This window comes from Variovorax sp. LG9.2 (assembly GCF_035018885.1).
In the GTDB taxonomy this organism is placed as follows: domain Bacteria; phylum Pseudomonadota; class Gammaproteobacteria; order Burkholderiales; family Burkholderiaceae_C; genus Variovorax.
Genome location: NZ_JASJXB010000001.1, coordinates 153,144 through 177,143 on the forward strand (window position 1 = coordinate 153,144; position 24,000 = coordinate 177,143).

A 24,000-nucleotide genomic window follows, 5' to 3' on the forward strand; every position below is an offset into this window, starting at 1 on the left:
CTGATGCGCTACCCCCTGCCCTACGCGTTCGCTCGCGGCCAGCAACTGCTGCTCGAAGAGGCCGACGACGGCGCTTACACCTTGTGGATGCCGCAGGCGCCGCCGCGCAGTGCTGTCGGCGAGGTGATGCGCAAGTACGCCATCAAGACCTTCGAAGCGTTGCCGCCCGGACAGTTGGCCCAACGCATCAGCGCCGCCTACGCGCAAGGCGAATCGAACGCTGCCGCGGTGGTGAGCGAAGTGCAAGGCGATGCCGACTTGTCGCGAATGATGCAGGAGCTGCCTGCCGTCGAAGACTTGCTGGAAAGCGCCGGCGACGCGCCCATCATTCGCATGCTGAACGCGCTGTTGACGCAGGCCGCGCGCGACGGCGCCAGCGACATCCACATCGAGCCGTACGAGCGCACCTCGTCGGTCCGCTTTCGCATCGACGGCACGCTGCGCGAAGTGGTGCAGCCCAATCGCGCGCTGCATGCGGCGCTGATCTCGCGCCTGAAGATCATGGCCGACCTCGACATCGCCGAAAAGCGCCTGCCTCAAGATGGCCGCATCAGCCTGCGCATCGGCACCCGTGCAGTCGACGTGCGCGTGTCGACGCTGCCCTCGGCGCACGGCGAACGCGCTGTGCTGCGGCTGCTAGACAAGACCGAAAGCAAGCTCACGCTAGAGGCTGTCGGCATGCAGGGCGGCACGCTGGCGCGCTTCGAGCAGCTCATCGGCCAGCCGCACGGGATCATCCTGGTGACGGGACCGACCGGCTCAGGCAAGACCACGACGCTGTACGCCGCACTCGGCCGACTCGACGCCGGCCGCAGCAACATCATGACGGTCGAAGACCCCATCGAGTACGAGCTGACTGGCATCGGGCAAACGCAGGTCAACGCCAAGATTGAACTGACTTTTGCCAAGGCCTTGCGCGCGATCCTCCGGCAAGACCCCGACGTGATCATGATCGGCGAGATTCGCGATTTCGAGACTGCGCAGATCGCGATCCAGGCGTCGCTGACAGGACACCTGGTGCTGGCGACTTTGCACACCAACGATTCGGTGAGTGCGGTGACGCGGCTGACCGACATGGGCGTCGAACCGTTCCTGCTCAGCTCGTCGTTGCTCGGCGTGCTGGCGCAACGACTGGTGCGAAAGGTCTGCACCGTGTGCACCGGCGCCGGCTGCGAAGCTTGCGGCCAAACCGGCTACCAGGGCCGCACCGGTATCTTCGAACTGCTGGTCGCCGACGAAACAGTGCAGTCGCTGATTCACAGCCGCGCGCCCGAGAGCCAGCTCTTCGTCGCTGCCGAGCGCGGCGGCTTGCGGTCGATGCGCGAGGACGGGGAGCGACTGGTGCAGGCCGGGGTGACGTCGCGGGCAGAACTGTTGCGGGTGACGCGAGACTGAGGACGTCTCGCCGGGCACGACCTGTACCGCCTGCAAACACTGACAATGCGAACTAGCGAACCCTCGCCACCTATCCGCTCATGCCTGCCTATTCCTTCGAAGCCATAGACCAGCAAGGCCTGACCCGCAAAGGCGTGCTCGAGGCCGATACCGCCCGCAGCGCCCGCGGCCTGCTCCGCGCGCAATCGCTCATCCCGCTGACCGTCACATCCGTCGGCAGTGGCGGGGCCGATGCACCATCGTCCAGCGGCTGGCGTCGCGCACTGGCAGGCGGTCGCATCTTCAATTCCACCGCCCTGGCCATCTGGACGCGGCAACTTGCAGGATTGGTCTCTTCCGGACTGCCGCTGGAACGCGCCCTCACCGCGCTGACTGACGAAGCCGAAAGCGAGCGCCAGCGCAACCTGCTGGCGTCGCTCCGTGCCGAAGTCAACGGCGGCTCGCCCTTCGGACGCGCCTTGTCGCAGCACCCGCACGAGTTCTCGCCGATCTACACCGCGGTGATCAGCGCCGGCGAGCAAAGCGGCAACCTGGGCATGGTGCTGGAGCGACTTGCCGACGACCTCGAACAAAGCATGGCGTTGCGGCAAAAGCTGGTCGGCGCGGCGCTGTACCCGGCCATCGTCACGCTGGTCGCGATTGCGATCGTGATCTTTCTGGTCAGCTACGTGGTGCCGCAAGTCGCCAATGTGTTCGCCGGAACCAAACGCGCGTTGCCGTTTTTGACAGTCGCGATGCTGGGCCTGAGCGCGTTCGTTCGGAACTACGGCTGGGCCATGCTGGTGGCGATCGCCTTCATCGTGTTCAGCGCACGGCTCGCTTTGGCCCGCGCGGCCTTCCGCGAAAAGTTCGACGCCGCGTGGCTCAACCTTCCATTGGTCGGCAAGCTCGCGCGTCAGTACAACGCGGCGCGCTTTTCCAGCACGCTGGCCATGCTCACGACGGCCGGCGTGCCGATCCTGAAAGCGCTGCAGGCCGCGTCCGAAACGCTGAGCAACACCGCCATGCGCGCCGATGCGCTCGATGCCCTGGTGCTGGTGCGCGAAGGCGCACCGCTGGCTTCGGCGCTGGCGCAAAAGAAACGCTTTCCCGGCATCGTCTCGATGTTCGCGCGGCTCGGCGAGCAAACCGGCACGCTGCCGCTGATGCTGCAGCGCGCTGCCAACCAGCTCGGCGCCGAGGTCCAACGGCGCGCGATGCATCTGGCGACCATCCTGGAGCCGCTGCTGATCGTGGCGATGGGCGGCGTCGTCATGCTCATCGTGCTGGCGGTGCTGATGCCGATCATTCAGCTCAACCAGTTCGTCAAGTAGCAAGCGACAACCCATGGCCGTCACCCTGGACGACAAGCTCGTCGTCGCCATTTCTTCCCGCGCACTCTTCAATCTCGAAGAAGAAAACCGGCTGTTCGATTCGGGCGATCCCGAGGGCTACATGAAGCTGCAGTTCGAGCGGCTCGACGTGCCGGCCCAACCCGGCATCGCGTACTCGCTGGTGCGCAAGCTGCTGCGCTTCAACGACGACGGCGTGCAGCGCGTCGAAGTCGTGATCCTGTCGCGCAACGATCCGGTGTCGGGCATGCGGATCTTCAAGTCGAGCGTGGCGGCCGACATCAAGCTGCAGCGCGGCGTGTTCACTCAGGGCCGGCCGCCGTTCGGCTATCTGCGGCCGCTGCGTGCCCACCTGTTCTTGTCGGTCAACGCAGAAGACGTGCGTGAAGCGCTCAACGCCGGCTTTCCTGCGGCGCGCGTGCTGGTCGAATCGGTCAAGGCGAGCGACGCCTACCCGGACGAAGTGCGCATCGCTTTCGACGGCGACGCGGTGCTGTTCAGCGACGAGGCCGAGCGCGTGTTCCAGAGCCAGGGGCTCGATGCGTTCCAGGCGCACGAATCCAGCAAGGCCGAGCTGCCGCTGCCCGAAGGCCCGTTCAAACCATTGCTGGCCGCGCTCCACCGGTTGCAACACGCCGGAAATGTCGATATGCGCATTCGCACTGCGCTGGTGACGGCGCGCAGCGCGCCGGCGCACGAGCGCGCCATTCGCACGCTCATGAAATGGAACATCCGCGTCGACGAAGCGATGTTCCTCGGTGGCCTGCCCAAGGGCGAGTTCCTGCGCGAGTTCGAACCTGATTTCTTTTTCGACGACCAGACCGGCCACGTCGACGCGGCGGCACGCCATGTGCCGTCTGGCCATGTCTCGAGCGGCATCAGCAATCCGCACTGAAAAACCCACCGAAAATACGGTCGTTTCGTCATTCCATTTTTCTGCGTGCTACGGCACCTCCTGCCCATGTCCACCATCCTCCAAGACATCCCCGCCGGCCAAAAAGTCGGCATCGCCTTTTCCGGCGGCCTCGACACCAGTGCCGCCTTGCTCTGGATGAAGCAAAAGGGTGCCCTCCCCTATGCGTACACGGCCAACCTGGGCCAACCCGACGAGCCGGACTACGAAGAGATCCCGCGCAAGGCGATGGAGTACGGCGCGATCCAGGCGCGGCTCATCGATTGCCGCACGCAGCTGGTCAACGAAGGCATCGCCGCGCTGCAGGCCGGTGCCTTCCACATTTCGACCGCCGGCGTCACCTACTTCAACACGACGCCGATCGGCCGTGCGGTCACCGGCACGATGCTGGTCGCGGCCATGAAGGAAGACGACGTCAACATCTGGGGCGACGGCAGCACCTACAAGGGCAACGACATCGAGCGTTTCTACCGCTATGGACTGCTCACCAATCCGTCGCTCAAGATCTACAAGCCGTGGCTCGACCAGTTGTTCATCGACGAGCTGGGGGGCCGTGCCGAGATGTCGGCCTTCATGACCCAGCACGGTTTCGGCTACAAGATGTCGGCTGAAAAAGCCTACTCGACCGACTCCAACATGCTGGGTGCGACGCACGAGGCCAAAGACCTGGAGCACCTGTCGAGCGGCATGAAGATCGTGAATCCGATCATGGGCGTGGCCTTCTGGAAAGAGACGGTCGAGGTCAAGACCGAGGAGGTCACGGTGCGCTTCGAAGAAGGCATGCCGGTGGCGCTCAACGGCGTGAGCTACGCCGACCCGGTGTCGCTGCTGCTCGAAGCCAATCGCATCGGCGGCCGCCACGGTTTGGGCATGAGCGACCAGATCGAAAACCGCATCATCGAAGCCAAGAGCCGCGGCATCTACGAGGCACCCGGCCTGGCCTTGCTCTTCATCGCCTACGAGCGACTGGTGACGGGCATTCACAACGAAGACACCATCGAGCAGTACCGCATGAACGGCCTGAAACTCGGCCGCCTGCTCTACCAGGGCCGCTGGTTCGACCCGCAGGCGATCATGCTGCGCGAGACAGCGCAGCGCTGGATTGCCAGCGCGATCACCGGTGAAGTGACACTGGAACTGCGCCGCGGCAACGACTACTCGCTGCTGAACACCGATTCGCCGAACCTCACCTACAAGCCCGAGCGCCTGAGCATGGAAAAGGTAGAGGGCGCTTTCTCGCCGCGCGACCGCATCGGTCAGTTGACCATGCGCAACCTCGACATCATCGACACGCGCGACAAGCTGATGACTTACACGCGCACCGGCCTGCTGGCACCGGGCTCGACACCCGTTCTGCCAAAGCCGAAGGCCGAAGACAAGCCCGACTGAAGCACTGCGCTTCAGCGCCGCTTAACTTTGGCGCGAGGCACGGCGCTAGGATGCCCGCACCGCGCGTACCGACGCGCTTCACGATGATGGCGGTTCGATGTCTTCTGCTTCTTCCACTCTTCCCGCAACGTCGCTCGCGGAGCCTTCTCGGTCTTTCCTGCAGACGCTGCGGCGCATAGGGCGGCTGTCGGCGCCTTACTTTCGTTCCGAAGAAAAGTGGAAGGCCTGGGGCCTGTTGATCGGCGTCGTCGCGCTGAACCTGGGCACGGTCTACGTGACGGTGCTCATCAACGACTGGAGCCGCGTGTTCTACGACGCGCTGCAGGCCAAGAATCAGCCGGTGTTCTGGACGCAGCTGCTGCGATTCACCTACATCGCGATGGCCGGCATCCTGGTCGCTGTCCTCAAGTTCTATTTGACGCAGCTGCTGCAAGTGCGATGGCGCGCCTGGATGACGCGCAGCTACATGACGCGCTGGCTCGCCAACCACACCTTCTACCGGATCGAGCTCGCGCGATATTCGGCTCGGACCACGGTCGATGGCGCGCAAACTGCCAACCCGGACAACCCGGACCAGCGTATCCAGGAAGACATGCAGCTCTTCACCGACTACACGGTGACGCTGTCGATGGGCATCCTGAACTCGGTCGTGACGCTGGTCACCTTCATCGGCATTCTGTGGGGCCTGTCGGGTCCGCTGGCGTTCACGCTGGGCGGGCAGAGCTTCTCGGTGCCGGGTTACATGGTGTGGGTCGCGGTGATCTACTGCGCCGTCGGCACGACCATCACGCATTACATCGGGCGGCCGCTCATCGGCCTCAACTTCCGTCAGCAGCGCTTCGAAGCAGACTTCCGGCATCACCTGATCCGGGTGCGCGAGAACAGCGAAGCGATCGCGCTCGATCGCGGTGAAAAGGTCGAGCACGGCCAGCTCGACACGCGCTTCTCCAGTGTGCTGCGCAACTACCTCTCGCTCATCAAGCAACAGAAGAACCTCGTGGCGTTCACCGCATCGTTCGGCCAGTTGTCCGTGGTGTTTCCGTTCTTTCTGGCGGCGCCCCGCTTCTTCAGCGGCGCGATCCAGTTCGGCGAGTTGATGCAGATTTCACGGACCTTCAGCACGGTGCAGGACTCGCTCTCGTGGTTCGTCGACAACTACGATCGGGTCGCAGTTTGGCGCGCCACCGCCGACCGGCTCTCCACCTTCGACGACGCCATGCGCGCGCACGCAGAAACGCAGGCAGCGGTCGCGCGCCAGCCCGGCTCGCGCCTGCACACCGACAACCTCGACGTGGCATTGCCCGACGGCACCAAGCTGTTGCATCACACCGCGTTGACCGTGCAGCCCGGCGAGAGCGTGCTGCTGCAGGGCCCGTCGGGCAGCGGAAAGTCGACGCTGTTCCGTGCCTTCGCCGGCATCTGGCCTTTTGCCGTCGGCACCGTGGACGTGCCAAGCAACACGATGTTCATTCCGCAGCGGCCGTATGTGCCGGATGGCACCTTGCGCGATGCGCTGACCTACCCGAACCCCGCATCCGACTACGACGACGACGCATTGCGCCAGGCGTTGAATGACGCGCTGCTGCCCGAGCTCGCAAAGCGGCTGGACGACAGCGACGCCTGGAGCCAGAAGCTCTCCGGCGGCGAGCAACAACGCCTCGCCATCGCGCGCGTGCTGCTCAAGAAGCCGGCCTGGCTGTTCGCCGATGAGGCCACGAGCGCGCTCGATGCCGAGGCAGAGGCCGTGTTGTACAAGCGGCTAGCGGCCACGGTGCAGGCAGCGGGTGGCGCCATGGTCTCGATCGCTCATCGACCTTCCGTAGGCGATCACCACAAGCAGCGCTGGACGCTGGTGCCGGAAGCTGAGGGCACTGGATCGGAAGGCAAAGCGCGCTACCGATTGAGCACCGATGCTGGAAGCCCAGCCGGCGCTGCCGCGTGAGCTCGTCGACTGCTCAGTCGCGGACGACGTAGCGCTCCCACCCGTTCTTTCGAAGCACGCACGCTGGGCAGGTGCCGCAGCCGTAACCCCAGGCGTGCCGATGCGTGCGGTCGCCGAGGTAGCAGGTGTGCGTCTCTTCGACGATGAGTTCGACCAGCGGCAAGCCGCCGAGGCGCTCGGCCATTTGCCAAGTCTCGGCCTTGTTGATCCACATCAACGGCGTCTCGATGACCAGGCGTCGCTCCAGCCCGAGCGACAGGGCCAGTTGCATCGCCTTCATGGTGTCGTCGCGGCAATCGGGGTAGCCGGAAAAGTCGGTTTCGCAAACTCCGGTGACGATCACTTGGAGTCCGCGCCGGTAGGCCAGTGCACCGGCGAGCGTGAGGAACAGCAGGTTGCGGCCGGGCACGAACGTGTTCGGCAAGCCGTCGGCCTGCATCGCGAAAGCGACCTCTTCGGTGAGCGACGAGCCGCCGAGTTGCGCCAGCGCGTCGATCGTCAGCAAATGGTCTTCGCCGAGCCGCGATGCCCAGCGCGGAAAGCACTCGCGCAGTTTCGCCCGAATGCTGCCGCGCATGTCGAGCTCGACGCGGTGGCGCTGGCCGTAATCGAAACCGAGTGTCTCGACCCGCTGGTACTTCGAAAGCGCGTCGGCGAGGCAAGTCGTCGAGTCCTGGCCGCCGGAAAAGAGGACGAGTGCGGTGGTGTGGAGCGGCATGTTCGTGAAAGGTATGGTGGGCGATCGGCGCCGTGCATGGCACGTCGACTGCGCGCCACGCCTCGTCGCCGGCTGGCCTGATTTTCGCAGTCCCGCAGGTTGTGCCGTTTCGACATACCCGGCTCAGTGCAGACTTTCGACTAGTCTGCTTCAGGGAGTTGTTTTGACAGTGGCGCCACTTCGGAGTCGATACCATGTGCCAAAACGGTTGTCGTATGCCGGCTCGTACATCTCCTTGATCGTTATCGGTAATATGCCGCCCCCGTGATAGGTCATACGGTCTCTCTCTTTGCTCAGATAAATGAGCTTCGGCTTTTTCTCGCGAATCTCGCTGACTACCTGTTCCAACTGGCGAGCAAGATAAAACGTTGAGCCATTGATTTCAATCACCGGCCGACGTTGCAGCATGAAATGCATCCTCGCATCACCCCATACAACGATACGGTCCTGCTCGCCGGCAATGCCTCTCACAGCCTCCACGGACTCTTTGTACTCTGACAACCGAGCATCGAGCGAATTGTCCAACGCGCTCTGACTGGCCGCAGTAAAGGGCATCGCAGCAAACACCTTCACAACTTTTCGGCCCAATGGCCATCCGAAATTAATCAGTACGCTGATGATCATTAGCGCAATGGCGGCTTGTCGATAGCGCAGATTCTTCATGGAACCAAGCCGGTACAGTGCATCGACGAAGCCCAGTGCTGCGAGTACGCCGAGTGGCAGGAAAAGCAGGTCGAAGTGATAGTCCCAGAATGAAAGCACCTGCATGGGAATGACAATCATCGCCCCTGCACACCACGCGGTACAGAGCAACTCCAGGCGAGACCGATGCCGCAACCCGTTGAAGGCAGCCCATGCGGCCCAGGGAACCAACGCAACTGTGCCGATAAGGAACCAGCGCGTCGAACCCAGGAGCCTGAGTATGGTGTTGTGCTCGTACTCTCGCACTGCGATCCCGGGATACACGAAGGCCGTCCAGAGCGCCTCGGTCAAGGTGCCATTGAGTTGCATCCAGATCACCACCGGCAACAACGTGAACAGGCAACCCGCGAACATCGGTGCCACTCGCCACCTGATCAAACTACTTCCATCTATCCTGTCTTTCCACCTGGCGTGGGCGATTGCCGTCACGATCACAGCCATGGGCAGAATAACCAGCATGGTTTTGAACAACGCAACGATTGCAAGCATCGCGCCGGCAATCGCGTAGCGCCCTGCCGTCGCGCGTTCTTTGCCTGGCTTCGACTCGACACCGACGCACCACAGCACGACCGCGATGGGGCCGCCCACAATCCATTCGACCTGTGAAAACTGGTTGATGGAAGCCCGACCGTAGAAACTCGCGAAACCGAAGCACGGCGCAAGGACGGCTGCGAGTGCGCCTCGCTGTCGCACAGCCGCCCACAGAACGCCGGCAACACAGAGAGACCAGACAACATCCATCCAGCGCAGGCCGACTGCATCGAAGCTGAAGATCGATCCGACCGCCAGGTACCACCAATAGATCCCAGGCTGCTTCATATCCCAGAACTCGCGGTACATCTGTGCGCCATCGGTCATCTCGCGCGCCGCGTACATGAACAGCGCCTGGTCTTCGTTGAACGGGTAGTGCAGATGAAGCATCGTCAACAAAAGTACGACTGCCAGCACGATCAGGATGCTTTCCCTGCCCGTTGCAGAACTGCGCCTGTGCGCCGTATTGATGTTGTTCATTGCTTATTCAAATCTTTGCTAAAGGAAATTGTGTTCGGAGCTCAACCGGCCAGGTATAGGACAACTGCAGCCATGCCGACCGCAAGTCGGCTGACCCAGTCACGCGCGGCAAAAACCACCGGGTCGTCGTGCAACGCGCCACGAATCGCCTTAAGCCAGATGCGCATGACCCAAAACAAGAAAACCGGAATCAATGCCCATAGGTAAACAGGGTTGACGTATCTCTCCGACATCTGCGAGTCCTGCAAATACAAGCTGAGCAACAGCGCCGACATTTGCCCTGCGGCGACGCCTGCGCTAAGCACGAAAGTAACGTCGCCAGGTTGATAGCCGCGATCGCGCGTCATTCGCTCCAGGGCGTCCGGCGATCCGGTCGTCAGTTCGACGTAGCGCTTGGCCAATGCAAGACTCAGGAATATGAAGAGCGAGAACGACAAAATCCAGAATGACAGTGGCTGGCCGGTTGCCGCAGTTCCCGCCGCGACCCGGACTGTGTAGAGGCCGGCCAGCGAAAAGACATCGACCACCGCACGACGCTTCAAAAACAGGGAATAAGCGGTGGTCAGTGCGACATAGAAGAGCAGCACCCACAGAAAAACTTTCGGGAGAAAGAGCAACGAAAACGCAAGCGACGCCAAGGCAAGTCCCGTCGCCAGCGCAAGGCCGCGGAGCACCGAGATCTCGCCGGCCGCAAACGGTCGTGACCGTTTGCGATGGTGCAGTCGATCAGACTGTAGATCGAGCAAATCATTGACGATATAGACCGCAGATGCAGCCAGCCCAAAAGCAAAAAAGGCAAAGACGCCGTTAAGCAGCAGCGCGCTGCTGAGGGCGTGCAGCACTGGCATCAGCGGCAGAAACACCAGCACGTTTTTAAGCCATTGATGCAGCCGCATTCCATAGAGGTAGCGCCGCAAGGAGGTAGCCGGAGGTTCGATGACTGCATCGACCTTTGTCAACCGGGCGGCATGCTGTACCAAAGAACGCGAGCGACTCACGACAACCGCGGCGGCGGCACCACTCCACACGTCCAGATCCGCGGTGCTGTCACCTGCGTAGCAAAACGGCTCACCTTCGGCGTCATCTTGGATGGCCTTCAACTTGGCCGCGCCGCGCATGTTGATAAGGCCGTCCGAAGCCAGAACGGCATCGAACAGACCCAAATGGTCTGCGACCTTGCGCGCGAATTCGGCGTCGCTGGCAGTGGCGAGGACCACCCGGCGTCCGGCCACACGTGCGTTACGAATCAATTCCAGAACAGCGGGGCGATATGGCAGCGTGACGACATCGATGTCAACGTGCAGTGCGACTTTTCGCTTGAAAGCGGATTTCCCGTGCACGAGCCACCATGGGAGGCTGAGCAACGAACCCGGTGCTGAGCGCACCAACTGCAGCAATGATTCGTGCAGCAGATCGGTGGCGATCAATGTACCGTCGAGATCGACGTAGAGCGGCTGGGGCGAGACCGCGAGAGTGATGCTCGATGCCATCTCAACCCCTGCCGAGAACAACGACGCCGACCAGGATGATTGCGATCCCGAGCAAGCGTTGCGTAGTTAATGCCTCACCGAAAAAATGCCATGCAAGGACCGCTGCGATGACGTATCCCATCGAGAGCATGGGGTATGCGACTGTGACATCGACTCGCGTCAATGCAACGACCCACAGTCCGGCACTGATGAAATAGCAGGTCAGACCTACTAGTATCCAAGGCTGCAAGGCAGCGCTCCACGCGGCATCGACTATCGATCCGATACTTGCCATGGACACTGAACCGATCGCGCGGGCGCCTGCCTTGAGCATCAGCTGGGCTGCCGAATTCAGCAGCACACCCGCAAAAATAATGGCGAAAGTGCTGAGATTCACGCCTATGACCCTTTGTACGATCCGCGCGAACGAGGCGTGGCGGAGAAGCTGAACATCGAAACCTCCGGGTTGAAAGCAAGGCAGCGCGAAACGATGTTTCGCTAACGAACTGCCTACTGCGCCCCGCTCTATCCGGATTGCATTTGAGTGCTTTGTGTTGGCTTGATGTTACAACAAAAGACTTACATTACAACTAGTATCCATTTGGGCCGGTGTCGATCGGCGCGGTTTTACTCCGCAGATTGATCTGGTCTTTGACTACAGCGAACTAAAGAAAGCGCTCAAGCAACTTGCGCGAAGCACGGTCCAGCGCCTTCGCATCGGGAATGCGGAACTGCACGCCATGCGCGCTGGCGATCAGCAATGCGCCGCCGTCGAGCCGGCGAATGTCTTCTTCGGCTTTCAGCACGAAACTGGTCTTGCCGCGGTCGGTGCTGACGGTCCATGTGCTCGGCACACCGAAGCTCGACACCGCATGCAGTTGCTGCAGCGTCGGCGCGAAGTCGCGCACCGCCAAGTCTTGCGCCAGCAAAGCGAGCGCCTCTGGAGGCACATCATCCAGCCGGTCTAGCCACAGCACTTCCTTGCCGTCGCTGCCGACCAGGGACACGCCGGCGTCCGGCGCACTGAGCGGAAAGGCGCGTACCGGCACGATGCCGATGTGGCGCACGCCGTCGGCGTCGATCAGCACGAGTCGCCCAAAGGTGTCGCGTTCGATGTCCATCTTTATTCGCGTTGTCGTCGTGTTCATTGCAGCCCCGCCGGATGTGCCGCGTGCGTGCCGAGCGCCACTTGCACCGCAGCGCGCTCGCTCACCGCGCCATCGCTCGCCTCTTCGTCCGCCTGCCGCAATTGCGCCTGGTAGAGCCGCCAATAGGCGCCCTGCCTTTCCATCAACGCGTCGTGCGGCCCGACCTCGACGACCTCGCCGCGGTCCATCACGACCAGCCGGTCGGCCTTGCGCAACGTAGACAACCGATGCGCGATGGCGATGGTCGTACGTCCTTTCACCAAGTTGTCCAGTGCCCGCTGAATCTCTTTCTCCGTCTCGGTGTCGACCGCCGATGTGGCCTCGTCGAGGATCAGGATGCGCGGGTCGATCAACAGCGCGCGGGCGATGCTGATGCGCTGACGCTCACCGCCCGACAGGCCTTGTCCGCGCTCGCCGACCAGCGAGTCGTAGCCGTGCGCGAGCCGCAGGATGAAGTCGTGCGCGTGGGCCGCGCGTGCAGCAGCCACGACCTCTTCGCGCGTGGCGTCGGGCTTGCCGTAGGCGATGTTCTGCGCGATGGTGCCGAAAAACAGAAACGGCTCCTGCAGCACCAGCCCGACATGTCTCCGGTAGTCGGTGACTGCGAAGCGCCGGATGTCGGTGCCGTCGACAAGGATGGCGCCATCGGTCACGTCGTAGAAGCGGCAGATCAGGTTGACCAGCGTGCTCTTGCCCGAGCCGCTGTGGCCGACAAGGCCGATCATTTCGCCGGGCTCGATCACCAGGTCGAGGTTGCGAATCACCGCACGCGAGCCGTATCGAAAGCCCACGTCCTTCATCTCGATGCGTCCGGTAATGCGCTGCACCTTGACCGGGTTCGCCGGTTCCGGCACGTTGCTCACATGGTCGAGGATGTCGAAGATACGCTTGGCACCGGCGGCTGCTTTTTGCGTGACCGAGACGATGCGACTCATCGAATCGAGCCGCGTGTAGAAGCGGCCGATATAAGCGATGAAGGCGGTCAGCACACCGACCGTGATGCGCCCGCGCGCCACCTGCCAGATGCCGAAGCCCCAGACCACGAGCAGGCCCATCTCGGTGAGCAGCGAGACGCTGGGCGTGAACAGCGACCACGTCTTGTTCAGCTTGTCGTTCACTTGCAGGTTGTACGCATTGGCGGCATGGAAGCGATCGGCCTCGCGCTTTTCCTGCGCGAAGGCCTTGACCACGCGAATGCCTGGAATGGTGTCGGCCAGCACGTTGGTAACTTCGCTCCATACGCGGTCGATTTTCTCGAAGCCGGTGCGCAGACGATCGCGCACCACATGGATCATCCAGGCGATGAAGGGCAGCGGTACCAGCGTGACGAGCGCCAGCAACGGATTGATCGAAAACAGGATCACCGCGGTCATCGCGATCATCAGCACGTCGGTCACGAAGTCGAGCGCGTGCAACGAAAGGAAAACATTGATGCGGTCGGTCTCGGAGCCGATGCGCGACATCAGGTCGCCAGTGCGTTTGCCGCCGAAGTAGTCGAGCGGCAATGTCAGCAGATGCTCGTACGTCGTCGTGCGCAAGTCGGCGCCGATGCGCTCCGACACGAGCGCCAGCAGGTAGGTGCGCGCCCAGCCCAACGCCCAGCCAGCCAATGCCGAAAGCAAGAGCGCCCCAAGAAAAAGCACAACCTTTGCGATGGCTATCTGCTGCCCGTTCTGGAACGGAATCAGGATGTCGTCCATTAACGGGATGGTCAGATAGGGCGGCACCAGCGTGGCAGCGGTCGACGCCAGCGTGAGCAGGAAGCCGGTGATCAATTGTTTGCGATAGGGCTTGGCAAAGCGGCCCAGCCGCAGCAGCACCCATGTCGACGGCGGCGCCTGCGCCTCGACTGCCTCGGGAAGTTCATCGGCGTCGGCCAGCTCGGCGATTGCAGCAGCGCCTGCATTTGGCTCAACAGCGACAGCAACAGCCATCCGCTGCCCGAAAAGCTTCAACAGCCTGAGCGCCGAAGCCTGCTGCTCGAGCGTGTAATGCCAGCGTGCCAGCTGGCCCTGCGCACCCTGCAACTCGAGCGTGCCGATGCCCGCATGGTCGATCAGATGCAGCGCGATTCCGGGTTCCGAAAGTGGCCACTCGCGCCACGCCCCTGCGGCGTCTCGCGCCAGCAGGCGATGATCTGTCAGCGCGACGAGCCCGGACGAGAACCGAAGTTCGTTGTCGAGGTCAACCGCGAGCGTCGCCAGAACGTTTTCGGCGGTGGTGAGCCGGCTTTTCAGCGCGTCTGAGACCGCCTCTATTTCTCCCTGCCGGGTACCCACTGGATCGTGATGTTGCATTGTGTTTATTTGACTCTCGCCTGTTGCAGGCCCGCCGAGCGCCGTGGGACCCGCCGTGGCGCGCGATGGGCGCCGATTTTGACCGATCGCCATGCGCGCGCCTGAGCGCGCCGCGGTGCCCTGCCAAATCATTTCGAAAAGACATCGAACGTTCCCATGACCCGTTTCGACGACATCCGACTCCTGCGCATCAACTATTTGCGCGGCCCCAACATCTGGACTTATCGGCCGGTGCTGGAAGTTTGGCTCGATCTCGGCCGGCTGGAAGATTTTCCGTCGAACACCATCGACGGCTTCACCGGGCGTCTGACGACCCTGCTGCCGGCACTCATCGAGCACCACTGCGGCGTCGGTGAACGCGGCGGATTTATTTCGCGGCTGAACGAAGGCACCTGGTCGGGCCATGTGCTCGAACACGTCGTCATCGAATTGCTCAACCTCGCCGGCATGCCGACCGGGTTCGGCCAGACCCGCAGCACTTCCGAGCACGGCGTGTACCGCATGGTGTTCCGGGCACGCGACGAGCAAGTTGCGCGCGCCGCTCTGGCAGAAGGCCATCGCCTGCTGATGAGCGCGATCAACGACGATCCTTTCGGTGCGGCCGACGTGCAGCGCGCGGTCGACGTGGTCAAGGGCCAGGTCGAAGACTGCTACCTCGGCCCGAGCACCGCGTGCATCGTCGGCGCCGCCACCGACCGCGGCATTCCGCACATGCGCCTGAACAGCGGCAACCTCGTACAGCTCGGCTACGGCGCCAGCCAGCGCCGCATCTGGACTGCCGAGACCGACTACACCAGCGCCATCGGCGAATCGATTGCCAGCGACAAGGAACTCACCAAGTCGCTTCTCGCGAGCTGCGGCGTGCCGGTGCCTGAAGGCGAAGTGGTCGACAGTGCCGAAGAAGCCTGGGACGTTGCCGAGAGCATGGGCCTGCCGGTGGTCGTCAAGCCGTCCGACGCCAACCACGGCCGCGGCGTCTCGCTCGAACTCAACACGCGCGAAGAAGTCATGGGCGCTTACGCCGTCGCCGAGCCCGAGGGCAGCGACGTGATGGTCGAGCGCTTCATCCGTGGCAGCGAACACCGCCTGCTGGTGGTCGGTGGCCAGGTCGTGGCAGCGGCCCGTGGCGAGATCATCACCGTGACGGGCGACGGCAACACCGCTGTCGCCGACCTCATTGAAAAGCAACTCAACAGCGACCCTCGCCGCGGCGCCGAAGAAGAATTTCCACTCGACCTGATCGACCTGCCGACCGACGCCAAGCTGCAGCTCGAGCTGCAACGCCAGAAGCTCGACGGCACCTCGGTGCCCGAGGCCGGCCGCGTGGTCACCATCCAGCGCAACGGCAACCTCGGTGTCGACTGCACCGATCAGGTCCACCCTGAAGTCGCTCACGCAGCCGTGCTCGCGGCCCGCGTCGTCGGGCTCGACATCGCCGGCATCGACCTGGTGGCGCAAGACATCGGCCGGCCGCTGGCAGCGCAAGGCGGCGCCATTGTCGAAGTGAATGCCGGCCCGGGCTTGCTGATGCACCTGAAGCCTGCGGTCGGTTCGCCACGGCCGGTCGGCCGTGCGATTTGCGATCACCTCTTCCCGGATGAAGCCTCAGGCCGGATTCCAATCGTGGGCATCGCCGGCTCGCAGGACACCGCTGTGCTGGCGCGCTTGGTGGCATGGCTCATCGGCCTCGGCGGCCGGTACACCGGGCTCGCTTGCCGCGACGGCCTCTTTCTGGAACGCCGCCGCGTCGATGCGCGCAACAGCGCCAATTGGGGCGCAGGCCATCGCCTGCTGGTCAACCGTGCGGTGCAGGCCGTCGTCATCGAGAACGGTGCCGAGACCATCCTGCGCGACGGCTTGGCCTACGACCGCTGCGAAGTCGGCATCGTGACCGATCTGGAAGGCGCTGCCGCGCTCGCCGAGTTCGACATCACGGAGAGCGACCAGCTGGTGAAGGTGCTGCGCACCCAAGTCGACGTGGTGCTGCCCGAAGGCACCGCCGTGCTGAACGCCGCCGATGACCGCGTTGCCGGGCTAGCGCCGTTGTGCGATGGCGTGGTCATTCTGTATTCGACCGACGCGCACGCAGCGACACTGACGACGCACCAGGCCAGCGGCGGCAAAGCCGTTCTGGTACGGCAAGACCGCGTGGTGCTGGCCAACGGCAGCAGTGAATCGTTCTTGCCGGGCCTCGGGCGCCTCACGATCTGGAGCGCGACCCATGCGGGTGTGAGCATCGACAGCTTGCTGGCGGCGGTCGCGGCCGGCTGGGCGCTCGGCATACCACTGAACCTGATCGGTGCCGGTGTCGAGGCCTTCGAAGCCGACCTGCAGGCGGCGCTCGCATCGCTGCAACTTTCTCAGACGGCGCCGTCTCCTTCGGCACTGCACGCCTCGTCGTCCTTTCAACAATTTTCCTGAAGAGCCGGCATGGAAGTCACACGCATTCGCGCCCTGCGCGGCCCCAACCTCTGGAGCCGACACACCGCCATCGAGGCGATCGTTTCGTGCACCGGCGACGAGAACGCCGTGGAACGGCTCTCCGGTTTCGACGCGCGCCTGCGCTCGCTGTTTCCGACCATCGGCGAGCTGCATCCGATCGTGCTCGGCCAGCCGCTGGCCCTGGCACACGTGCTTGAGAACGCCGCGTTGGCACTTCAGGCGCAAGCCGGCTGTGCGGTCAACTTCGGCCACACCCAGCCGACGGCGGAACCGGGCATTTACCAAGTGACGGTGCAGTACGGCGAAGAGTCGGTCGGCCGACGCGCCATTGAACTGGCCGAGCAACTCATCAACGCGGCGTTGCACGACACCGCCTTCGACGCAGATGCGGCCATCGCTGAATTGCGCGAAGAAGACGAATCCGAACGCCTCGGCCCGAGCACCGGCTCGATCGTCGATGCGGCCGTCGCGCGCGGCATTCCGTATCGACGCCTCACGCGCGGCAGCCTGGTGCAGTTCGGCTGGGGCGCCAAGCAGCGACGCATCCAGGCGGCAGAGATCGACAGCACGAGCGGCGTGGCCGAGTCGATTGCGCAAGACAAGGAACTTACCAAGCAATTGCTCAACGCCGCTGGCGTGCCCGTGCCACTGGGTCGGCCGGTGACGAGCGCCGACGACGGCTGGGCCGCATCGATGGACATCGGCCTGCCGGTGGTGGTGAAGCCGCAAGACGGCAACCAGGGCAAGGGCGTGACGGTCAACATCACCACGCGCGAGCAACTCACAGCCGCCTACGACTCGGCCGCTGTCTACGGCGAGGTCATGGTCGAGAAGTTCTTACCCGGCTTCGACTTCCGCCTGCTGGTCGTCGGCGACAAGCTCATCGCCGCGGCGCGACGCGATCCGCCGCAGGTGATCGGCGACGGCACCTGCACCGTGCGGCAGCTGGTCGACACCGTCAACCTCGACCCGCGCCGTGGCGAAGGCCATTCGACCTCGCTCACCAAGATCCAGCTCGACGGCATCGCCATCGGGCGTCTCGAATCGCAGGGCCTGACGCCCGAAAGCGTGCCGAAACGAGGTCAGCGGGTCGTGCTCCGTAACAACGCGAATCTCTCCACGGGCGGCACCGCCACCGACGTGACCGACACCGTGCACCCCGAAATCGCAGCGCGCGCGGTCGATGCGGCGCAAATGGTCGGCCTCGACATCTGCGGCGTCGACATGGTCTGCGAGAGCGTGCTGCGGCCGCTCGAAGAACAACACGGCGGCGTCGTCGAAGTCAACGCCGCGCCCGGCCTGCGCATGCACATCTCCCCCTCGTTTGGCCGCGGCCGCGCGGTCGGCGAGGCCATCATGGACACCCTCTATGCACCCGGCGACACCGGTCGCATCCCGGTAGTCGCAGTCACCGGCACCAACGGCAAGACGACGACGGCGCGCCTCATTAACCATCTGCTCGCATCGAGCGGACTGCGCACCGGCATGACCAACACCGACGGCGTGTGGGTCGATGGCCGGCAGATCGACAGCGGCGATTGCAGCGGCCCGAAGAGCGCGCGCAACGTTCTGATGCACCCCGAGGTCGATGCGGCTGTGTTCGAAGTCGCGCGCGGTGGCGTGCTGCGAGAAGGCCTCGGCTTCGACCGCTGCCAGGTCGCAGTGGTGACCAACATCGGCAGCGGCGATCACCTGGGCCTCAACTACATCACCACGGTCGAAGACCTCGCCGTGCTCAAGCGGGTGATCGTCCGCAACGTGGCTTACGACGGGTATGCGGTGCTCAATGCCGCCGACCCGAACGTCGCCGCCATGGCCGCAGGCTGCCCCGGCAGCGTGATCTTCTTTGCCGCCGACCGGCAGCACCCGGTGATGGCAACGCACCGCGCGCAAGGCAAGCGGACCGTCTACGTCGACCAGGACACCCTGATCGCAGCCGAAGGTTCGTGGCGGGAACGCATTCCACTGCGCGACGTGCCGATCACCCGTGGTGGCACGATCAGCTTTCAGGTCGACAACGTGATGGCGGCAGTGGCCGCAGGCTGGGCCGTCGGCCTCGACTGGGGCACCATCCGCAGCGGCGTCGCGAGCTTCATGAACGACGCGGCCGGCGTGCCCGGGCGCTTCAACGTGATGGACTATCGCGGTGCCACCGTCATCGCCGACTACGGCCACAACACCGACGCCATGCGCGCACTGGTGTCCGCCGTCGACACCATGCCGGCCAACAAGCGCTCAGTGGTCATCAGCGGTGCCGGCGACCGACGCGACAGCGACATCCGCGACCAGACCGCCATCCTCGGGCAAGCGTTCGACGAAGTGATCCTGTACCAGGACGCGGCGCAGCGTGGCCGCGCCGATGGAGAGGTCATGGCACTGCTGCGGCAAGGTCTGCAGGGCGCATCGCGGACGCAACTCATCGACGAGATCCGCGGCGAGTTCATCGCTATCGACACGGCGCTGGCGCGTTTGCAGCCGGGCGATTTGTCGTTGATTCTGGTGGACCAGGTCGAAGAGGCCTTGGCGCACCTTGCGATGCGGATCGCTGCCGGATAAGTGCCGCCGAAATCGCGAACAACCGATCGGGCCTGCATGGCTGCGAGCGATGGCTCGTGCCGTTCCATTCGAGAGATTTGTAGGAAAAATCCTGCAGCGCGCGGGCTCGTAGAGCGCCTGTAAAGGCTGTGCAGTCCCACACCCAGGGGGCGCTTCCGGCATGACAGTTCGAAGAGATATTAAGGACCTCTTTCATGAACAACAAATCTCTCGTACCTCCGTTCGCGCACCATCTGGCCGCCGGCGCACTCTTCGCAGTCGTCACGCTGGGCGTCGCGCCCGCCGCCTGGGCGCAGCAGGCTGCGGCACCCGGTACCGCGGCTCGCATGGAAAGCGAGAAGGCCACATGCGATGGCGTTCAGCAGGACAAAGCCGCCTGCCTGCGCGAAGCCGGTGCGGCGCGCCAGGAAGCCGGTCGTGCCGGGCTTACGACCGCCGGCCCTGCCGGCAACAGCGCGAACACGATGGAGCGTTGCAAGCTTCAGCCCGCAGCCGACCAGGCTGACTGCATGGCGCGCATTCAGGGCGGCGCCGGCGACACCTCGACCTCCACCAGCGGCAGCGTGATGGGCGGCGGCGTCATCCGCGAAACCGTGACGACCATTCCCGCCAAGTGATCCTTGGTAACCCCCTCGGTTTTCTGAAGGAGCCATCACCATGAAAAACTCAACTATTCGGTCGACACTGGCGGTCCTGCTCGCCGCCGGGGGCATTGCCTTTGCCGGGGTCGCTTCGGCCGCCGGGCCGCGACATCAATCGTATGGCTACGCTGCGGGCAGCGCCAGTACTTACCGGGAAGAACTCGCTGTGTGCGGTCATATCCAGCAAGACCGCGCCGCGTGCATCCGCGAGGCTGGTGCAGCGCGCCAGGCTGCGGCCCAAGGCCAGCTGACAGGCGCACCTGACTATTTACAAAACGCGCTGGCACGCTGCAGCCTGCAACCGCCCATGGAACACAGTGCCTGCGAAGCGCGAGTGCGCGGTACGGGACAAACCGAGATCGAAGGCAGCGTGCTGGGCGGCGGTGTGATCCGAGAAACGGTCACGCCGATCCGCTGATCTGATGATGCAGTGATCAGCGCCGCGGGGCGCGCGAGGTGAAGAAGCGCTGCAGCAGGCAGAAGGCAAACAACAGCGCACCAACGACTATGCGCGTCCACCACGAGCTCAACGTCCCGTCGAACGAAATCAGCGTTTGGATGATGCCGAGCATCAGCACGCCGAAGAGCGTACCCGCCACGTAGCCCACGCCGCCCGTGAGCAGGGTGCCGCCGATGACGACGGCTGCGATGGCGTCCAGCTCCAGGCCGACCGCGTGCAGGCCGTAGCCCGACAGCATGTAGAAAGTGAACACCACGCCCGCCAGCGCCGAGCAAAAGCCCGACAGCGTGTATACGCCGACCAAGGTGGAACGCACTGGTAAGCCCATCAGCATGGCCGAGTGCTCGCTGCCCCCGATGGCGTACACGGCGCGACCGAACGGCGTGCAATGGGCGACGAATATCGCGACCAGCACCACCACGATGGCGATCACCGCGCTGATCGACAGCGACGCATCGCCCCACACCGGAATACGCACCTGCGACACGGCCTCGTAAAACGGGTTGGTGATACTGATTGAGTCAATGCTGATGAGATAGCACAGGCCGCGCGCGAGAAACATGCCAGCCAGCGTGACGATGAAAGGTTGCAGCCTGAAGCGCTCGATCAAGACGCCCATGAACGCGCCGAACGCGGTGCCCATGAGCAGCACCAGCGGGATGACGACCCACGGACTCCAGCCGTGCTTTTCGACCAGCGTGGCCGACACCATGGTGGTGAGCGCGATGACCGAGCCGACCGAAAGATCGATGCCGCCCGACAGGATCACGAAGGTCATGCCGACCGCGACGATGATCAAAAACGCGTTGTCGATCAGCAGATTGAAGAAGACCTGCGCCGAGAAGAACCCGTCGTAGAGCACCGAGCCAAGCGTCGCCATCAAGACGAACAACGAGACGGTCGCAGCGAGGGGCCAGTATTTAGGGTTCAGTGTCTTGCCCCCTCGCCCGTTGGCGGGAGTCGGTCGGGGTGAGGGTGAATTCCCCGGCGGCGCGATGACAGCACTCATGCGCGTACCTCCCCGCGTGGCGCTCGTACCGCCAGGGCCCGCACCTGCCCACGAAATTCCGGCGACTGCATCAGCATCACCAAGAACACCACGACCGCCTTCACCACCAGGTTGATCTCAGGTGGCACGCCGAGCGAATAGATGGCGTACGTCAGCGTCTGGATAATCAACGCGCCGATCACGCTGCCTACCAGGCTGAAGCGCCCGCCTGTGAGCGCGGTGCCGCCGAGCGTGACCGCGAGGATCGCGTCGAGCTCCAGCAACTGCCCGGCGTTGTTGCCATCGGCGCTCTTGACGTTGGAGCTGATCAACAGACCCGCGATGCCCGCGCACACGCCGCAGAACGCATAGGCGCCGACGACGAGCCGGCGCGACTGGATGCCTGCCACGCGCGCCGCCGTCGGGTTGATGCCGACCGCCTGAATGAAGAGCCCGAGCGCCGTCCGCGTGATCGCCAGATACAGCAACACGAACACTGCGGCCGCGATGAAAAGCGAGAACGGCAGGCCCAGCAGATAACCGCTGCCCAGAAAGAAATACGGCGTGTAGTAGATGGTGATGATCTGCCCACCGGTGATGAGCTGCGCAATGCCGCGCCCCGCCACCATCAGGATCAGCGTCGCGATGATCGGCTGCATGCCGACCTTGGCAACCAGCAGGCCGTTCCACACGCCGCACACCAGCGCGAGTGCGATGGCCGCGACGATAGCGAGCGACATCGGAAAGCGCGCGACGTTGCCCGCAACCGAGCCACCGATCATCCAGCCCGCCACCGCCGCGGCGATCGCCACCACGGCACCCACTGAAATGTCGATGCCACGCGTAGCGATCACCAGCGTCATGCCGAGCGACACCAGCATCAGAGGCGCCGCGCGGTTGAGGATGTCGATCAGGCTGCCGTAGAGATGGCCGCCACGCACTTCGATGTGCAGAAAGCTGGCGTTGAATGCAGTGTTGAGCGCGAGCAGGAGGAGCAGTGTGATCACCGGCCACGCGAGCCGATGCCGCATGACGACGGCGAACTTGCCGGCCGAAGGGAGTGCGTCAGACACTTCAGACATGCTCGGCCGCGATCATTTCGTAAACCTCGTCTTCGGTGCTGCCCCCCGGCAGTTCACCGACCTTGCGGCGGTCGCGCAGCACCACGATGCGATGCGCCACGCGCACCACCTCGCTCATTTCGGAGGAGATGAAGATCACTGCCATTCCTGCTTTGGCGAGTTGCAGCATCTGTTCCATGATCTCCTGCTTGGCGGCGACGTCGACGCCTCGCGTCGGCTCGTCGAGGATCAGGAGGCGCGGCTCGGTCGCAAGCCAGCGCGCGATCATCGCCTTCTGCTGGTTGCCGCCCGACAGCAATCCGATGGGCGTCTCGACGCTCGCGGTCTTGATGCCCAGCGAGGTGACGAAGCGTTCCGCCAACGCGGTCTGCTCGGCGAGAGAGAGAAAGCGCCGGACACCGAGTCGCGCCTGCAACGCGAGTGCGATGTTCTCGCGCAGCGAAAGCTCGGCGACGATGCCATCGGTCTTGCGCTCTTCGGGGCACAGCGCCAGTCCTTCGCGAATGGCATCGGCCGGGCTCGAAAACGTGACGCTGCGACCGTCGATCTTCAGCACGCCGCGGTCGGGCGTCTCCAGCCCGAACAGCAGGCGCGCGAGCTCGGTCCGGCCGGCGCCGAGCAGCCCGGCCACGCCCACCACCTCGCCGGCCCGCACGCGCAAGTCGGTCGCCTGCAACTGACCGGCTTGCCCCAGGCCCTCGGCCTGCAGCAGCGCTGTCGCCGATTCATCGAAGGCCGGCAACGCCGTCGGCCGCGCCGATTGCGCTGCCAGTTCGCGGCCGAGCATGGCGGCAATGAGAGCCTGCGGGCCGAGATCGGCCGCGCGCCATTCGCCGACCCAGCCGCCGTTGCGCAGCACTGTGATGCGGTTCGACACGGCATACACCTGGTTCAGAAAGTGGGTCACGAAAAGAATCGCCAGCCCTTCGTCGCGCAGGCGCCGCAACACGTCGAAGAGCTTGTTCACTTCGTCGTCGTCGAGGCTCGATGTCGGCTCGTCGAGGATCAGCACCTTGGCCGACACGCCGAGCGCACGGGCGATCGCGACGAGCTGTTGTACCGCCACGGGATAGCTCGACAGCAACCGCGTGACGTCGATGTCGAGCCCGATGCGCGCCAACAGTTGCTGCGCCTCCCGGTTCACCGCGGCCCAGTCGATGCGCCACCCTTGCGCCATACCGCAACGCGGATAGCGCCCGGCGAACACGTTCTCGGCCACCGACAGGTTTGGGCAAAGGTTGACCTCCTGGTAGACCGTGCTGATGCCGAGCTGCTGTGCCTCCAGCGGAGAGCCCGGCCGAATGGTTTCGCCGGCCAGCCGCATCTCGCCGCCGCTGGACGCGAGTACGCCCGTCAGCACTTTGATGAGCGTCGATTTGCCTGCGCCGTTCTGGCCCATCAGCGCGTGGATCTCGCCGGGATAGAGCTTCAGTTGCACATCGCGCAACACGCTGATGCCTGCAAATTCCTTGTGGATGCCGGAGAGCTCCAGCACCGGCGCGGTCGTACTCACGGG

General features: G+C 63.9%; 18 protein-coding genes. 9 read left to right on the forward strand and 9 right to left on the reverse strand.

Going from position 1 to position 24,000, the window contains the following annotated elements; translation table 11 throughout:
• Positions 1–3: 3 nt before the first annotated feature.
• The 5 genes from QN413_RS00735 (at position 4) to QN413_RS00755 (ending at position 6,970) form a co-directional block, all read left to right on the forward strand.
• Complete coding sequence (locus QN413_RS00735; protein ID WP_323494773.1) at positions 4–1,395, forward strand: GspE/PulE family protein; 1,392 nt, start codon at positions 4–6, stop codon at positions 1,393–1,395.
• A gap of 80 nt (positions 1,396–1,475) precedes the next feature.
• On the forward strand, positions 1,476–2,708 hold the full coding sequence (gene gspF, locus QN413_RS00740; RefSeq protein ID WP_323494774.1) for a type II secretion system inner membrane protein GspF: 1,233 nt from the start codon (positions 1,476–1,478) through the stop codon (positions 2,706–2,708).
• Between the two features lie 13 nt (positions 2,709–2,721).
• On the forward strand, positions 2,722–3,621 hold the full coding sequence (locus QN413_RS00745; RefSeq protein WP_323494775.1) for a 5'-nucleotidase: 900 nt from the start codon (positions 2,722–2,724) through the stop codon (positions 3,619–3,621).
• Positions 3,622–3,687: 66 nt separating this feature from the next.
• Entirely contained in the window at positions 3,688–5,028 is a 1,341-nt protein-coding gene (gene argG, locus QN413_RS00750; protein WP_323494776.1) for an argininosuccinate synthase, read from the forward strand.
• Between the two features lie 97 nt (positions 5,029–5,125).
• Positions 5,126–6,970: an ABC transporter ATP-binding protein/permease gene (locus QN413_RS00755; protein WP_323494777.1), complete on the forward strand. Its 1,845-nt coding sequence runs from the start codon at positions 5,126–5,128 to the stop codon at positions 6,968–6,970.
• Between the two features lie 13 nt (positions 6,971–6,983).
• On the opposite strand, the gene queC is transcribed toward QN413_RS00755, so the two are convergent.
• From queC to QN413_RS00785, 6 genes are all read right to left on the reverse strand, one after another.
• On the reverse strand, positions 6,984–7,688 hold the full coding sequence (queC, locus tag QN413_RS00760; protein WP_323494778.1) for a 7-cyano-7-deazaguanine synthase QueC: 705 nt from the start codon (positions 7,686–7,688) through the stop codon (positions 6,984–6,986).
• A gap of 150 nt (positions 7,689–7,838) precedes the next feature.
• A complete protein-coding gene (locus tag QN413_RS00765; RefSeq protein ID WP_323494779.1) occupies positions 7,839–9,401 on the reverse strand; it encodes a hypothetical protein in 1,563 nt (520 codons plus the stop codon).
• Positions 9,402–9,442: 41 nt separating this feature from the next.
• Positions 9,443–10,891, reverse strand: a complete 1,449-nt coding sequence (locus QN413_RS00770) for a UbiA family prenyltransferase (RefSeq protein ID WP_187054439.1) — start codon at positions 10,889–10,891, stop codon at positions 9,443–9,445.
• A 1-nt stretch (position 10,892) separates the two neighbouring features.
• Entirely contained in the window at positions 10,893–11,267 is a 375-nt protein-coding gene (locus tag QN413_RS00775; RefSeq protein WP_187054438.1) for an EamA family transporter, read from the reverse strand.
• Between the two features lie 268 nt (positions 11,268–11,535).
• Complete coding sequence (locus QN413_RS00780; protein ID WP_323494780.1) at positions 11,536–12,018, reverse strand: DUF1854 domain-containing protein; 483 nt, start codon at positions 12,016–12,018, stop codon at positions 11,536–11,538.
• A complete protein-coding gene (locus QN413_RS00785; RefSeq protein ID WP_323494781.1) occupies positions 12,015–14,315 on the reverse strand; it encodes an ABC transporter ATP-binding protein in 2,301 nt (766 codons plus the stop codon). Before QN413_RS00785 ends, QN413_RS00780 begins: the two co-directional genes overlap by 4 nt.
• A 156-nt stretch (positions 14,316–14,471) precedes the next feature.
• Between QN413_RS00785 and cphA (QN413_RS00790) the strand changes: the two genes are divergently transcribed.
• From cphA (QN413_RS00790) to QN413_RS00805, 4 genes are all read left to right on the forward strand, one after another.
• Complete coding sequence (gene cphA, locus QN413_RS00790) at positions 14,472–16,736, forward strand: cyanophycin synthetase (RefSeq protein WP_323494782.1); 2,265 nt, start codon at positions 14,472–14,474, stop codon at positions 16,734–16,736.
• Between the two features lie 9 nt (positions 16,737–16,745).
• Entirely contained in the window at positions 16,746–19,313 is a 2,568-nt protein-coding gene (gene cphA / locus QN413_RS00795) for a cyanophycin synthetase (RefSeq protein ID WP_323494783.1), read from the forward strand.
• A gap of 194 nt (positions 19,314–19,507) precedes the next feature.
• Positions 19,508–19,930, forward strand: coding sequence for a hypothetical protein (locus tag QN413_RS00800; RefSeq protein WP_323494784.1), 423 nt, complete (start codon positions 19,508–19,510; stop codon positions 19,928–19,930).
• 40 nt (positions 19,931–19,970) lie between these two features.
• The gene (locus QN413_RS00805) at positions 19,971–20,372 is read left to right on the forward strand and encodes a hypothetical protein (protein WP_323494785.1); all 402 of its coding nucleotides are present in this window, start codon (positions 19,971–19,973) and stop codon (positions 20,370–20,372) included.
• Between the two features lie 16 nt (positions 20,373–20,388).
• On the opposite strand, the gene yjfF is transcribed toward QN413_RS00805, so the two are convergent.
• From yjfF to QN413_RS00820, 3 genes are read right to left on the reverse strand one after another with little or no spacing between them, the layout of a single operon-like run.
• A complete protein-coding gene (gene yjfF, locus QN413_RS00810) occupies positions 20,389–21,423 on the reverse strand; it encodes a galactofuranose ABC transporter, permease protein YjfF (RefSeq protein ID WP_323494786.1) in 1,035 nt (344 codons plus the stop codon).
• Positions 21,420–22,484 carry an ABC transporter permease gene (locus QN413_RS00815; protein WP_323494787.1) on the reverse strand — a complete coding sequence of 355 codons (1,065 nt, stop codon included), beginning with the start codon at positions 22,482–22,484 and terminating at the stop codon, positions 21,420–21,422. The genes yjfF and QN413_RS00815 overlap by 4 nt, the downstream gene beginning before the upstream one ends.
• Positions 22,477–23,997, reverse strand: coding sequence for a sugar ABC transporter ATP-binding protein (locus tag QN413_RS00820; RefSeq protein ID WP_323494788.1), 1,521 nt, complete (start codon positions 23,995–23,997; stop codon positions 22,477–22,479). Before QN413_RS00820 ends, QN413_RS00815 begins: the two co-directional genes overlap by 8 nt.
• Positions 23,998–24,000 lie beyond the last annotated feature (3 nt).

Bases quoted from the DNA above. Each gene is read 5' to 3' on its own strand.
- QN413_RS00735 (WP_323494773.1), top strand. From the start codon at position 4: ATGCGCTACCCCCTGCCCTACGCGTTCGCTCGCGGCCAGCAACTGCTG.
- gspF (WP_323494774.1), top strand. From the start codon at position 1,476: ATGCCTGCCTATTCCTTCGAAGCCATAGACCAGCAAGGCCTGACCCGC.
- QN413_RS00745 (WP_323494775.1), top strand. From the start codon at position 2,722: ATGGCCGTCACCCTGGACGACAAGCTCGTCGTCGCCATTTCTTCCCGC.
- argG (WP_323494776.1), top strand. From the start codon at position 3,688: ATGTCCACCATCCTCCAAGACATCCCCGCCGGCCAAAAAGTCGGCATC.
- QN413_RS00755 (WP_323494777.1), top strand. From the start codon at position 5,126: ATGTCTTCTGCTTCTTCCACTCTTCCCGCAACGTCGCTCGCGGAGCCT.
- queC (WP_323494778.1), bottom strand. From the start codon at position 7,688: ATGCCGCTCCACACCACCGCACTCGTCCTCTTTTCCGGCGGCCAGGAC.
- QN413_RS00765 (WP_323494779.1), bottom strand. From the start codon at position 9,401: ATGAACAACATCAATACGGCGCACAGGCGCAGTTCTGCAACGGGCAGG.
- QN413_RS00770 (WP_187054439.1), bottom strand. From the start codon at position 10,891: ATGGCATCGAGCATCACTCTCGCGGTCTCGCCCCAGCCGCTCTACGTC.
- QN413_RS00780 (WP_323494780.1), bottom strand. From the start codon at position 12,018: ATGAACACGACGACAACGCGAATAAAGATGGACATCGAACGCGACACC.
- QN413_RS00785 (WP_323494781.1), bottom strand. From the start codon at position 14,315: ATGCAACATCACGATCCAGTGGGTACCCGGCAGGGAGAAATAGAGGCG.
- cphA (WP_323494782.1), top strand. From the start codon at position 14,472: ATGACCCGTTTCGACGACATCCGACTCCTGCGCATCAACTATTTGCGC.
- cphA (WP_323494783.1), top strand. From the start codon at position 16,746: ATGGAAGTCACACGCATTCGCGCCCTGCGCGGCCCCAACCTCTGGAGC.
- QN413_RS00800 (WP_323494784.1), top strand. From the start codon at position 19,508: ATGAACAACAAATCTCTCGTACCTCCGTTCGCGCACCATCTGGCCGCC.
- QN413_RS00805 (WP_323494785.1), top strand. From the start codon at position 19,971: ATGAAAAACTCAACTATTCGGTCGACACTGGCGGTCCTGCTCGCCGCC.
- yjfF (WP_323494786.1), bottom strand. From the start codon at position 21,423: ATGAGTGCTGTCATCGCGCCGCCGGGGAATTCACCCTCACCCCGACCG.
- QN413_RS00815 (WP_323494787.1), bottom strand. From the start codon at position 22,484: ATGTCTGAAGTGTCTGACGCACTCCCTTCGGCCGGCAAGTTCGCCGTC.